Source organism: Hungatella sp. SL.1.14 (assembly GCF_024460495.1).
GTDB lineage: Bacteria > Bacillota > Clostridia > Lachnospirales > Lachnospiraceae > Hungatella > Hungatella hathewayi.
The window spans coordinates 1-286 of record NZ_JANFYJ010000547.1 but is presented as its reverse complement, the minus strand read 5'-3'; the positions used below and the strand labels follow the sequence as shown (position 1 = coordinate 286).

The following is a 286-nucleotide window of genomic DNA, read 5'->3' as shown; positions in this document are numbered from 1 at the left end:
TGGATATTCCACAATCCTCAAGATACTTTCTAAGCTTGTCCCGCTTCTCTGTAACCAAAAGATATACATAATAAATATGAGTATTGTACTCCGCTATAAATGGTTTTTTTACCAGCTGATTTGTTATTTTTTCGTTATACATAGCTGCAATTTGGCGTCTTCTTTCATTCCAGCCGTCCAGATAGTTCAGTTTTACATTTAGAATAGATTCCTGCAATGCATCAAGCCGTGAATTATATCCCACAACAAAGTTAAAATATTTAGGAAGATTCCCATTAAAATCTAC

1 protein-coding gene is annotated in these 286 nt (G+C 33.9%); it reads right to left on the bottom strand.

Annotated features, from left to right (window positions below; genetic code table 11):
• Positions 1-286: DegT/DnrJ/EryC1/StrS family aminotransferase (locus NE473_RS32245; protein WP_256265733.1), on the bottom strand; the 286-nt coding region annotated here is incomplete at both ends.